Below are 12672 nucleotides of genomic sequence, written 5' to 3' on the forward strand. Positions count from 1 at the left end.
GCCGCTGCTCGCATACTCGTTCACCTTTCCATGCCCGATGCACGCAGCCGACCGAGGAGGGAGCAGATGGCCGCGCCCGTGACGGTGATCGTCACTCCCGGCCCGCCGCCTTCGCTCGACCTCCACGGACCGCTCACGCAACGGGCCCTGGAGGCGGCGCTCGCGGCGCTGCCGCCGTGCACCCCCACGCTGCACCGGCACACCGAGACCCATCACACGCTCCAGGTGCCCCCGCCGCCGTTTCCCGCGGGCGTCCTCGCGGACCTGCTGGCCGCGCCGCGCTCCGAGGACGCCGCGCCCCGCCCGCGCGGCGCCGACGACCTGAACTCCGGTCCGCCCGGGGAGGCCGGCGCGCCCGAACCGGTTCAGGCCGCGGCCCCCGCCGCCCCGCTCCAGCGGGACGTCCTGCTCGACGCGCTGGCCCGGCCCGGCGCCGGGCTGCACGCCGGGCAGGTGTACTGGCGCTGGCACGGCCCCCTGGACGTCGCCCGGTTCACCGCCGCCTGGCAGTCGCTCGCCGACCGCGAGGCGGTGCTGCGCGCCGCCCTGGCCCCGCCCGTGCGCGACGCCGGCCCGCAGATCGCCGTCCATCCGCACGCCGCCGTGGAGATCCTGCGCCACCGGCACGACGCGACCGACTGGAGCACCCTGCTGGTCGCCGAGCGCGCCCGCGCCTTCGACCTGCGCCACCCCGGACCGCTGCGCATCGCCCTGCTGGACGATCCGCCGCCCGGGGAGGGCGGCGCCCGCTCCACCCGGATCCTGATCACCTATCACCAGGCCCTGCTGGACAGCAGCAGCGTCCGTACCCTGCTCGGCGCCTTCTACCGGGCCTACCTCGCCGACGGCCGGGTGCCCGGCGGGGAGCGCCGCCCCGACGTACGGGACCACCTGCACTGGCTGCACGCCCAGAACCTGGGACCCGCCCGCGCGTTCTGGTCGCGGGCCGCACCCTCGCCCGACGCCGCGACCCTGCCGGCCCGGCCCGCCGCCCGCACCACCGGCGGACTCGGCCACGGCCGGAGCCGGCTCACCCTCACCGCCGCCGAGGCGGTCCGGCTGCGCGAATGGGCCGCCCAGTGGGGTGCGACCGAGAGCACCGCTCTGCACGCCGCCTGGGCACTCCAGCTCTACCGGCCGTCCGCCGACCTCGACGCGAACCCGCGTTCCGTGGCCTTCGCCGTCTCCGTCTCGGGCCGCGGCATCTTCCTGGAGGGCGTCGAGGCGCTGCCGGGCCCGTTGCACAACCCGCTGCCCGTGCAGCTCGTCGTCGACCCGGCGGCGACCGTGTCCCGGCTGCTGGCCGACCTGACCTGCCGGGCACTGGACGCCGCCGCCTACGAATGGGTGTCGGCCGGGCAGATCCAGGCGTGGGCGGGCACCTCCCCGGACGCGGGCCGGCTCACCGAATCCCTGATCGTGTTCGAGCCCCCGGCGCAGCGCGGACACGGGTACGGAGAGAACGCGTACCGCGAGGACGTGTACCGCGAGGAGCTCGCCGCCGAGGGCATCCGGGTGGACCCGCCCGAGACCGTCGGCCCGCTCACCGGCGTGCCCTTCACCCTCGCCGCCCGCCACGAGGCGGACGGCTCCCTGGTGCTGACCGCCGTACACGACCGCACCCGCTTCTCCGACAACGCGGCCGCGCTGATCCTGTCGCAGACCGCGGGCCTGCTGCGCGAACTGCCCTTCTCCACCGACGGGTTGACGACCGTAGCCGAGGCGCTCGGGCTGCTCTCGGGGGCCCGCGTGCCCCCGGTCACCATCCGCCCGACCGGCGCGCTGCGCCTGCTGCGCGAAGCCGCCCACCCGGGCGCCGGCACGATCTGCCTGATCCCGCCGCCGGACGCGCCGCCGGACTGCTACGGCGGGCTCGCCGATCTCCACCCGGGACCGGAGGCGCTGGCCACCCTGACCGCTCCCGCGGACGCGGCGGACTTCCTGACCGGGCTGCGCCCCGTACTCGCCACCGGGGAGCCCCTCGTCCTGGGCTGCTTCTCCGGCGCGGGCACCCTCGCCTGCGAGATCGCCGACCGGATCGCCGCGCACGGCTGGTACCCGCCGCTCGTCGTGATCGCGGGCGCCGCCGACGGCGGCCCGGATTCCGCCCGCGCCCTCACCGGGGCGCTCAACTCCGCGACCGCGAGACCCGGATGAGCCGCTGACCTGCGGCCGCTGCCTGTCGACCCGGGCACGCGCACCTCGTCCGTCCGGGCTCTCCCACCATCGCTCTGCCATGGGCCGAGCGACCTCTCCCACCCTGGAGCACTATGTCCCGCCGACTGTTCACCTCAGAGTCCGTCACCGAAGGCCACCCCGACAAGATCGCCGACCAGATCAGCGACACGATCCTCGACGCGCTCCTCACCCAGGACCCGACCTCCCGCGTCGCCGTCGAGACCCTCATCACGACCGGTCTCGTGCACATCGCCGGCGAGGTGACGACGAAGGCCTACGCGCCGATCCCGCAGCTCGTCCGCGACAAGATCCTCGAGATCGGCTACGACTCGTCCGCCAAGGGCTTCGACGGCGCCTCCTGCGGCGTCTCCGTCTCCATCGGCTCGCAGTCCCCGGACATCGCGCAGGGTGTCGACACCGCGTATGAGAACCGGGTCGAGGGCGATGAGGACGAGCTCGACAAGCAGGGCGCCGGCGACCAGGGCCTGATGTTCGGCTACGCCACCGACGAGACCCCCGAGCTGATGCCGCTGCCGATCCACCTGGCGCACCGGCTCTCGCGCCGGCTGTCCGAGGTCCGCAAGAACGGCACGCTCCCGTACCTGCGCCCCGACGGCAAGACCCAGGTCACCATCGAGTACGACGGCGACACCGCGGTGCGCCTGGACACCGTGGTCGTCTCCTCGCAGCACGCCTCCGACATCGACCTGGAGGGCCTGCTGGCCCCCGACATCCAGGAGCACGTCGTCGAGTACGTGCTGGCCCAGCTGGCCGAGGACGGCATCAAGCTGGACACCGAGGGCTACCGGCTGCTGGTGAACCCGACCGGCCGCTTCGAGATCGGCGGCCCGATGGGTGACGCCGGCCTGACCGGCCGCAAGATCATCATCGACACGTACGGCGGCATGGCCCGCCACGGCGGCGGGGCCTTCTCCGGCAAGGACCCGTCCAAGGTCGACCGCTCCGCCGCCTACGCCATGCGCTGGGTGGCCAAGAACGTGGTCGCCGCCGGTCTCGCCTCGCGCTGCGAGGTCCAGGTCGCGTACGCGATCGGCAAGGCCGAGCCCGTCGGCCTGTTCGTCGAGACCTTCGGCACCGCCAAGGTCGACACGCAGAAGATCGAGGACGCCATCGGCGAGGTCTTCGACCTCCGCCCGGCCGCGATCATCCGCGACCTCGACCTGCTGCGCCCGATCTACGCCCAGACCGCCGCCTACGGCCACTTCGGCCGCGAGCTGCCGGACTTCACCTGGGAGCGCACCGACCGCGCCGAGCAGCTCAAGGCAGCGGTCGCCCGCTGACACCCGTACGACCGCCACCCAACCGCCCCGCCGACGGCGGGACTCCGGCCCACTCCGTCCCGATCAGGAGACCACGTGCGTATCGCGGTGACTGGATCCATCGCCACGGATCACCTCATGGCCTTCCCGGGCCGTTTCGTCGACCAGCTGCTCCCGGACCAGCTGGAACACGTCTCGCTCTCGTTCCTCGTCGACTCGCTCGAGGTGCGGCGGGGCGGGGTGGCGGCCAACATCGCCTACGGTCTCGGCGGACTGGGCCTCGCCCCCGTCCTCGCCGGGGCGGTGGGCATCGACTTCCACGAGTACGAGGTCTGGCTCAAGGAACACGGAGTCGACACCAGCGGGGTGTACGTCTCCGACACCTGCCAGACCGCGCGCTTCATGTGCATGACCGACGAGGACTCCAACCAGATCGCGTCCTTCTACGCCGGTGCGATGGCGGAGGCGGCCGAGATCGACCTGCGCGCCCTTAACGCAGCCGGGGACGCGCCCGTCGACCTGGTGCTCGTCTCGCCCAACGACCCGGCCGCGATGCTCCGGCACACCCGCCAGTGCCGGGGGCTGGGCATCCCGTTCGCCGCCGACCCCTCCCAGCAGCTCGCCCGCCTGGACGGCGACGAGGTACGGGAGCTGGTGACGGGGGCGCGCTGGCTGTTCACCAACGCGTACGAGGCCGCGCTGCTGCGCGAGCGGACCGGCTGGGACGTGGAGCAGATCCTCGACCGGGTCGGCATCTGGGTGACCACCCTGGGCGCCGAGGGCGTCCGCATCGAGCGCAAGGGCGAGCCCGCCCTCACCGTGGCGGCCGTGCCCGACATCCGGCCCGAGGACCCGACGGGCGTCGGCGACGCCTTCCGGGCCGGGTTCCTCGCGGCCGTCAGCTGGTACCTGCCGCTGGAGACGGCCGCGCAGCTGGGCTGCGCGATGGCCGCCCTGGTCCTCCAGGCCGTGGGCTCGCAGGACTACGAGGTCGAAGGCGAGCGGCTGCTGGCCACCGTCGAGACGGTCTACGGGCCCGAGTCGGCCCGGCTGCTGGGCCCGGCGCTGCGGGCGCTGACATGAGCCGCACCAGGGCCGATGCCCTCAGGGAGGCGCTCGCCACGCGGGTGGTCGTCGCCGACGGAGCCATGGGGACGATGCTCCAGGCGCAGGACCCCTCGATGGAGGACTTCCAGCAGCTGGAGGGCTGCAACGAGGTTCTCAACGTCACCCGTCCGGACATCGTGCGCACCGTCCACGAGGCGTACTTCTCCGTGGGCGTGGACTGCGTCGAGACGAACACCTTCGGTGCGAACTACGCGGCGCTCGCCGAGTACGACATCGCGGAGCGCAACTTCGAGCTGTCGGAGTCGGGCGCCCGGATCGCCCGCGAGGTCGCCGACGAGTTCACCGCCTCCACCGGGCAGCAGCGCTGGGTCCTGGGCTCGATGGGTCCGGGGACGAAGCTGCCGACGCTCGGCCACATCACGTACGACAAGATCCGCGACGCCTACCAGGTCAACGCGGAGGGCCTGCTGGCCGGCGGCGCCGACGCGCTGCTGGTGGAGACCACGCAGGACCTGCTCCAGACGAAGTCCTCCATCATCGGCGCCCGGCGGGCGATGGACGCGCTGGGCTTTTCCGTCCCGCTGATCTGTTCGGTGACGGTGGAGACGACCGGCACGATGCTGCTGGGTTCGGAGATCGGTGCGGCGCTGACGGCGCTGGAGCCGCTGGGCATCGACATGATCGGTCTGAACTGCGCCACCGGTCCAGCGGAGATGAGCGAGCACCTGCGCTATCTGGCGCGGCACTCGCGTGTTCCGCTGTCCTGCATGCCCAATGCCGGTCTCCCGGTGCTGACCAAGGACGGCGCGCACTATCCGTTGTCGGCCTCCGAGCTGGCGGACGCGCAGGAGACCTTCGTCCGGGAGTACGGTCTCTCGCTGGTCGGCGGCTGCTGCGGTACGACTCCGGAGCACCTGCGGCAGGTCGTGGAGCGCGTTCGCGGCACCGCGATCACTCAGCGGACCCCCCAGCCCGAGCCCGGCGCGGCCTCGCTGTACCAGACGGTGCCGTTCCGGCAGGACACCTCGTACATGGCGATCGGTGAGCGGACGAACGCGAACGGGTCGAAGAAGTTCCGTGAGGCGATGCTGGATGCCCGCTGGGACGACTGTGTGGAGATGGCGCGCGATCAGATCCGTGAGGGCGCGCACATGCTGGACCTGTGTGTGGACTACGTGGGCCGTGATGGTGTCGCGGACATGGAGGAGCTGGCGGGGCGTTTCGCGACGGCCTCGACGCTGCCGATCGTGCTGGACTCCACCGAGGTTCCGGTGATCCAGGCGGGTCTGGAGAAGCTGGGCGGGCGTGCGGTCATCAACTCGGTGAACTACGAGGACGGTGACGGTCCGGAGTCGCGTTTCGCGAAGGTGACGGGGCTGGCGCGGGAGCACGGGGCGGCGCTGATCGCGCTGACCATCGACGAGGAGGGCCAGGCCCGGACCGTCGAGCACAAGGTCGCCATCGCCGAACGCCTCATCGACGACCTGACGGGGAACTGGGGGATCCATGAGTCGGACATCCTCATCGACACCCTGACCTTCACGATCTGCACCGGCCAGGAGGAGTCCCGGGGCGACGGCATCGCCACGATCGAGGCGATCCGTGAGCTCAAGCGCCGCCACCCCGACGTCCAGACCACGCTGGGTCTGTCGAATATTTCGTTCGGGCTGAATCCGGCTGCCCGTGTGCTGCTGAACTCGGTGTTCCTTGACGAGTGTGTCAAGGCGGGTCTGGATTCGGCGATCGTGCACGCGTCGAAGATCCTGCCGATCGCCCGGTTCGACGAGGAGCAGGTCACCACCGCGCTGGACCTGATCTACGACCGGCGGGCCGAGGGCTATGACCCGCTGCAGAAGCTGATGGCGCTGTTCGAGGGTGTGAACACCAAGTCGATGAAGGCCGGCCGCGCCGAGGAACTCCTCGCGCTGCCGCTGGACGAGCGGCTGCAGCGGCGGATCATCGACGGTGAGAAGAACGGCCTGGAGGCCGACCTCGCCGAGGCCCTCCAGACCCGTCCCGCGCTCGACATCGTCAACGACACGCTGCTGGAGGGCATGAAGGTCGTCGGTGAGCTGTTCGGCTCCGGCCAGATGCAGCTGCCGTTCGTGCTGCAGTCGGCCGAGGTCATGAAGACGGCGGTCGCCTATCTCGAGCCGCACATGGAGAAGACCGACGACGAGGGCAAGGGCACCATCGTGCTGGCGACGGTGCGCGGCGACGTCCATGACATCGGCAAGAACCTGGTCGACATCATCTTGACCAACAACGGCTACAACGTCGTGAACATCGGCATCAAGCAGCCGGTGTCCGCGATCCTGGAGGCCGCGCAGGAGCACCGGGCCGACGTGATCGGCATGTCCGGTCTGCTGGTGAAGTCGACCGTGATCATGAAGGAGAACCTGCAGGAGCTCAACCAGCGCAAGCTGGCCGCCGACTACCCGGTCATCCTCGGCGGCGCCGCCCTGACCCGCGCCTACGTCGAACAGGACCTCCACGAAATCTACGAAGGCGAAGTCCGCTACGCCCGCGACGCCTTCGAAGGCCTGCGCCTGATGGACGCCCTGATGGGCGTCAAGCGCGGAGTCCCCGGAGTCGAGCTCCCGCCCCTGAAGCAGCGGCGCGTTCCCAAGCGGGACACTCCGCTCCTGGTGGCGGAACCCGAGGAGGGCGGCCGCTCGGACGTGGCCGTCGACAACCCGGTCCCCGCCCCGCCGTTCTGGGGCACCCGCGTGGTCAAGGGCATCCCGCTCAAGGAGTACGCCTCCTGGCTCGACGAGAGCGCCCTGTTCAAGGGCCAGTGGGGTCTGAAGGACGCCGACACCATCGAAACGGACGGCCGGCCCCGGCTGCGCGGCTGGCTCGACCGGCTGCACACCGACGGACTGCTCGAAGCGGCCGTCGTGCACGGCTACTTCCCCTGCGTCTCCAAGGGCGATGACCTGATCATCCTCGACGAGTTCGGCGGGGAGCGGACCCGCTTCACCTTCCCGCGCCAGCGCCGCGGCCGCCGCCTGTGCCTCGCGGACTTCTTCCGCCCCGAGGAGTCCGGCGAGACCGACGTCGTCGGCCTCCAGGTCGTCACCGTCGGCAGCCGCATCGGGGAGGAGACGGCCCGGCTCTTCGCCGCCGACGCCTACCGCGAGTACATGGAACTGCACGGCCTCTCCGTCCAGCTGGCCGAGGCCCTCGCCGAGTACTGGCACGCCCGCGTCCGCGGCGAACTGGGCATCGCCGGGTCCGACCCGGGCTCCATGGACGGCATGTTCCGCACCGAGTACCAGGGCTGCCGCTACTCCCTGGGCTACCCCGCCTGCCCCGACCTGGAGGACCGCGCGAAGATCGCCGACCTCCTCCGGCCGGAGCGGATCGGCGTGCACCTGTCCGAGGAGTTCCAGCTCCACCCCGAGCAGTCCACCGACGCGATCGTCATCCACCACCCCGCGGCCACGTACTTCAACGCACGCTGACACCGGAAGGAACGATCCTTTGGCAGCCGTCATCGCAGAACGCCCCACCCTGGTCCGGCTCCGCCCCGCCGCCCGGCCCGGTGTGCGCGAGATCCTGGCCAGCGGCCGACGCTCGTACTCCTTCGAGTTCTTCCCGCCCAAGACCGAGGCGGGCGAACGCACCCTGTGGAACGCGATCCGCCGCATCGAGGCCTTCGGCCCCTCCTTCGTCTCCGTCACCTACGGGGCCGGCGGCTCCTCCCGCGACCGGACCGTCGAGGTCACCAAGCGGATCGCCGCCGAGACGACCCTGCGCCCGGTCGCGCACCTGACGGCGGTCGGCCACTCCCGGGCCGAGCTGCGCCACATCATCGGCCAGTACGCCGACGCGGGCATCCGCGACGTGCTCGCCCTGCGCGGCGACCCGCCGGGCGACCCGAAGGGCGTGTGGACCCCGCATCCGCAGGGCTTCACGCACGCCCACGAGCTGGTCAGCATGATCCGGCAGCTGGGCGACTTCAGCGTGGGGGTGGCCGCGTTCCCCGAACGGCACCCGCGCTCCCCGGGCTGGACCGAGGACGTCCGGCACTTCGCCGCCAAGTGCAAGGCGGGCGCCGACTACGCCATCACGCAGATGTTCTTCCACGTCGAGGACTACCTGCGGCTGCGCGACCGGCTGGACTCGGTGGGCTGCCTGACCCCGGTGATCCCCGAGATCATGCCCGCCACCGACGCGCGCCAGATCCGCCGCTTCGCCGAACTGAGCGACGCCCGCTTCCCCGACGCCCTGGCCCGCCGCCTGGAGGCCGTGCAGGACAACCCGGCCGACGGCCACAAGGTGGGCGTGGAGTACGCGACCGCGATGGCCCAGCGCCTGCTGGCCGAAGGCGCCCCGGGTCTCCACTACATCACCCTCAACCGTTCCACCGCGACGCTCGAGATCCATCAGAACCTGGGCGTCACCGCCTAGCCCCGCCATCCACCACCGGAGTAAGTCACCATGACCAGCCAGACCCCTGCCGATTTCACGGACTACAAGGTCGCCGACATCACCCTCGCGGAGTTCGGCCGCAAGGAGATCACCCTCGCCGAGCACGAGATGCCCGGCCTGATGTCGATCCGCGCCGAGTACGCCGCCACGCAGCCGCTCGCCGGCGCGCGGATCACCGGCTCCCTGCACATGACCGTGCAGACCGCCGTCCTGATCGAGACCCTGGTCGCCCTCGGCGCGGAGGTCCGCTGGGTCTCCTGCAACATCTACTCCACCCAGGACCACGCGGCCGCCGCGATCGCCGCCGCGGGCATTCCCGTCTTCGCCTGGAAGGGCGAGACGCTGGAGGAGTACTGGTGGTGCACGGAGCAGGCCCTGACCTGGCCCGGCGCCGACGGCCCGAACATGATCCTCGACGACGGCGGTGACGCCACCCTCCTGGTCCACAAGGGCGTCGAGTACCAGAAGGCCGGCGAGGTCCCCGACCCGTCCACCGCCGACAACGAGGAGATGGCCCTCGTCCTGGGCCTGCTGGCCGACACCGGGATCGACTGGGTCAAGCTCGCCGCCGGCATCCGCGGCGTCACCGAGGAGACCACCACGGGCGTCCACCGCCTCTACGAGATGCACCAGGCGGGCGAGCTCCTCTTCCCGGCGATCAACGTGAACGACGCCGTGACGAAGTCGAAGTTCGACAACAAGTACGGTTGCCGCCACTCCCTGATCGACGGCATCAACCGCGCCACCGACGTCCTGATCGGCGGCAAGGTCGCCGTGGTCTGCGGTTACGGCGATGTCGGCAAGGGCTCTGCGGAGTCGCTGCGCGGTCAGGGTGCGCGGGTCATCGTCACCGAGATCGACCCGATCTGTGCGCTCCAGGCGGCGATGGACGGCTACCAGGTCGCCACGCTCCAGGACGTCGTGGAGACGGCGGACATCTTCATCACCACGACCGGCAACAAGGACATCATCATGGCCGCGGACATGGCCAAGATGAAGCACCAGGCGATCGTGGGCAACATCGGTCACTTCGACAACGAGATCGACATGGCCGGTCTGGCGAAGATCGAGGGCATCGTCAAGGACGAGGTCAAGCCGCAGGTCCACACGTGGAAGTTCCCCGACGGCAAGGTTCTGATCGTGCTGTCCGAGGGCCGTCTGCTGAACCTGGGCAACGCGACCGGTCACCCGTCGTTCGTGATGTCGAACTCCTTCGCGGACCAGACGCTGGCCCAGATCGAGCTGTTCACCAAGCCGTCGGAGTATCCGACCGACGTGTACGTGCTTCCCAAGCACCTGGACGAGAAGGTCGCCCGCCTCCACCTGGACGCGCTGGGCGTCAAGCTCACCACCCTGCGCCCCGAGCAGGCCGCCTACATCGGCGTCCAGGTCGAGGGCCCGTACAAGCCGGACCACTACCGCTACTGACGGCCCCTCACGGCGGACACCCGCGTTCGAGCCGGGCTTGAGAGCCCGGCCGGATGCTGGGATGTCGGGCACGGGCCACCGGAGCAACGTCGAGGAGAGTCAGTTGGAGAGTCTGCGAGAGCGCGCCACGGAGCTCGCGGCGATACGGGCCCTGGCCGTGGCCGGACCCGGTGACCGCGCGACGGCCGCGCAGCACGCCAAGGGCAAACTGACGGCTCGCGAGCGCATCGAGATCCTCTTCGACGAGGGCTCCTTCTGCGAGGTCGAGGGCCTGCGCAGGCACCGTGCGACGGGCTTCGGCCTGGAGGACAAGAGGCCCTACACCGATGGTGTGGTGACGGGCTGGGGCACCGTCCACGGCCGCACCGTGTTCACCTACGCGCACGACTTCCGCATTTTCGGCGGCGCGCTGGGCGAGGCCCACGCGGAGAAGATCCACAAGCTGATGGACCTCGCGGAGGCCGCCGGCGCCCCGATCGTGGGCCTGTGCGACGGCGCCGGCGCCCGCATCCAGGAAGGCGTGACGGCCCTCGCCGGGTACGGCGGCATCTTCAAGCGCAACGTGCGCAACTCCGGGGTGATCCCGCAGATCTCGGTGATCCTGGGCCCGTGCGCCGGCGGCGCCGCGTACTCCCCGGCGCTGACGGACTTCGTGTTCATGGTGCGCGGCACCTCGCAGATGTTCATCACGGGCCCGGACGTGGTCCAGGCCGTCACCGGCGAGGCCGTGACCATGGAGCACCTGGGCGGCGCGGACAGCCACGGAGCGGTGTCCGGCGTCGCCTCGTTCGTCTACGACGACGAGCGCGGCTGCCTGGAGGACGTCCGCCACCTGCTGTCCCTGCTGCCGTCCAACAACCGCGAACTGGCCCCGGCCGGTGACCTGGAGGACCCGGCGGACCGCCGCAACGACAAGCTGCTGGACCTGGTCCCGGCGCGCCCGACCCAGGGCTACGACATCCGCGACGTGATCGAGGAGATCGTCGACCACGGCGACTACTTCGAGGTCCACGGCCAGTGGGCGCGCAACATGGTCTGCGCGCTGGCGCGCCTGGACGGCCGGCTGGTGGGTGTGGTGGCGAACCAGCCCTCGCACCTGGCGGGCGTGCTGGACATCGGGGCGTCCGAGAAGGCGGCGCGGTTCGTGCAGTTCTGCGACGCGTTCTCCATCCCGCTGGTCACCCTGATCGACGTGCCGGGGTTCCTGCCGGGCGTGAACCAGGAGCACCAGGGGATCATCCGCCACGGCGCGAAGCTCCTGTACGCGTACTGCAACGCGACGGTGCCGCGGATCAGCCTGGTCCTGCGCAAGGCGTACGGCGGCGCGTACATCGTGATGGACTCGAGCGCGATCGGCGCGGACGTGGCCCTGGCCTGGCCGACGAACGAGATCGCGGTCATGGGCGCGGAGGGCGCGGCGAACGTGATCTTCCGCCGGGAGATCGCCGACTCCGCCGATCCCGAGGCGACCCGGGCGCAGCGGATCAAGGAGTACCAGTCGGAGCTGATGCACCCGTACTACGCGGCCGAACGCGGCCTGGTGGACGACGTCATCGACCCCGCCGAGACCCGCTCCCGGCTGATCGCCACCCTGCGCATGCTGCGCGCCAAGAACGCGCCGCAGCCGAGCCGCAAGCACGGCAACCTGCCGCTCTAGCACGTACGCAAGCCCGCAACGCAGTGGAGCCGGGACGGGGATCACCCGTCCCGGCTCCACGCTTGTCCGCGCCCCGCCCGGCGGATCACGCCGGGCGGGGCGCGGGGTCAGGTGGCGGTGCGGAAGGCCCGCTGATACCAGAGCAGCGGCCGGTCCGAGCCCGCCAAACGCACCTCCAGCACCCGGCCGACCAGCAGGTCGTGGTCGCCCAGGGTGATCCGGTCCGCGAGCGCGCAGCGCAGCGCGAGCGCGTCGGGCACGTGCGGCAGGCCGGGGCTGTCCGGCCACTCCTCCAGCGGCGCACCGGCGAACCGGTCGACGCCGCTGGTCGCGAAGCGGCCCGCGAGGTCGCGGTGCTCGTCCCCGAGCACGTTGATCACGAACTCGGGGACCTGAGTCAGCGCCTCGTGGCAGCTGGAGGTGTGCGCGATGCCGACCAGCACGAGGGGCGGCTCCAGCGACACCGAGGTCACCGCGCTGGCGGTGAACCCCCAGGGCTGCCCCTGTGCGTCACGTGTGGTGACCACGGTCAGCGGCGCCGCCAGCAGGGACATGGCTTCCTTGAAGGTCGACCCGTCGACGGCGGGCCACTTCTCTTGCAGTTTGGTCGACATGTTGGCTCCG

At 71.1% G+C, this 12672-nt stretch carries 8 protein-coding genes; 7 read left to right on the forward strand and 1 reads right to left on the reverse strand.

Going from position 1 to position 12672, the window contains the following annotated elements; all coding sequences use genetic code 11:
• Positions 1 to 66 precede the first annotated feature (66 nt).
• The 7 genes from JIW86_RS40325 (at position 67) to JIW86_RS40355 (ending at position 12048) form a co-directional block, all read left to right on the forward strand.
• Positions 67 to 2157, forward strand: coding sequence for a condensation domain-containing protein (locus tag JIW86_RS40325; protein ID WP_257559698.1), 2091 nt, complete (start codon positions 67 to 69; stop codon positions 2155 to 2157).
• Positions 2158 to 2270: 113 nt separating this feature from the next.
• Complete coding sequence (gene metK / locus JIW86_RS40330; protein ID WP_257559699.1) at positions 2271 to 3479, forward strand: methionine adenosyltransferase; 1209 nt, start codon at positions 2271 to 2273, stop codon at positions 3477 to 3479.
• A 75-nt stretch (positions 3480 to 3554) separates the two neighbouring features.
• Positions 3555 to 4541, forward strand: a complete 987-nt coding sequence (locus JIW86_RS40335) for a carbohydrate kinase family protein (RefSeq protein WP_257559700.1) — start codon at positions 3555 to 3557, stop codon at positions 4539 to 4541.
• A complete protein-coding gene (metH, locus tag JIW86_RS40340) occupies positions 4538 to 7993 on the forward strand; it encodes a methionine synthase (RefSeq protein WP_257559701.1) in 3456 nt (1151 codons plus the stop codon). Before JIW86_RS40335 ends, metH begins: the two co-directional genes overlap by 4 nt.
• Positions 7994 to 8075: 82 nt before the next feature.
• Complete coding sequence (gene metF, locus JIW86_RS40345; protein ID WP_257559879.1) at positions 8076 to 8942, forward strand: methylenetetrahydrofolate reductase [NAD(P)H]; 867 nt, start codon at positions 8076 to 8078, stop codon at positions 8940 to 8942.
• A 30-nt stretch (positions 8943 to 8972) separates the two neighbouring features.
• Entirely contained in the window at positions 8973 to 10391 is a 1419-nt protein-coding gene (gene ahcY, locus JIW86_RS40350; RefSeq protein WP_257559702.1) for an adenosylhomocysteinase, read from the forward strand.
• A gap of 61 nt (positions 10392 to 10452) precedes the next feature.
• Complete coding sequence (locus JIW86_RS40355; RefSeq protein ID WP_257559703.1) at positions 10453 to 12048, forward strand: acyl-CoA carboxylase subunit beta; 1596 nt, start codon at positions 10453 to 10455, stop codon at positions 12046 to 12048.
• A gap of 107 nt (positions 12049 to 12155) precedes the next feature.
• On the opposite strand, the gene JIW86_RS40360 is transcribed toward JIW86_RS40355, so the two are convergent.
• Complete coding sequence (locus tag JIW86_RS40360; RefSeq protein WP_257559704.1) at positions 12156 to 12662, reverse strand: flavin reductase family protein; 507 nt, start codon at positions 12660 to 12662, stop codon at positions 12156 to 12158.
• Between the last annotated feature and the right edge of the window lie 10 nt (positions 12663 to 12672).

Source organism: Streptomyces sp. NBC_00162 (assembly GCF_024611995.1).
In the GTDB taxonomy this organism is placed as follows: Bacteria; Actinomycetota; Actinomycetes; order Streptomycetales; family Streptomycetaceae; genus Streptomyces.

Coding starts and splice junctions, on each gene's coding strand:
- JIW86_RS40360 (WP_257559704.1), bottom strand. CDS start 12,662: ATGTCGACCAAACTGCAAGAGAAGTGGCCCGCCGTCGACGGGTCGACC.
- metK (WP_257559699.1), top strand. CDS start 2,271: ATGTCCCGCCGACTGTTCACCTCAGAGTCCGTCACCGAAGGCCACCCC.
- JIW86_RS40355 (WP_257559703.1), top strand. CDS start 10,453: ATGTCGGGCACGGGCCACCGGAGCAACGTCGAGGAGAGTCAGTTGGAG.
- metH (WP_257559701.1), top strand. CDS start 4,538: ATGAGCCGCACCAGGGCCGATGCCCTCAGGGAGGCGCTCGCCACGCGG.
- ahcY (WP_257559702.1), top strand. CDS start 8,973: ATGACCAGCCAGACCCCTGCCGATTTCACGGACTACAAGGTCGCCGAC.
- JIW86_RS40325 (WP_257559698.1), top strand. CDS start 67: ATGGCCGCGCCCGTGACGGTGATCGTCACTCCCGGCCCGCCGCCTTCG.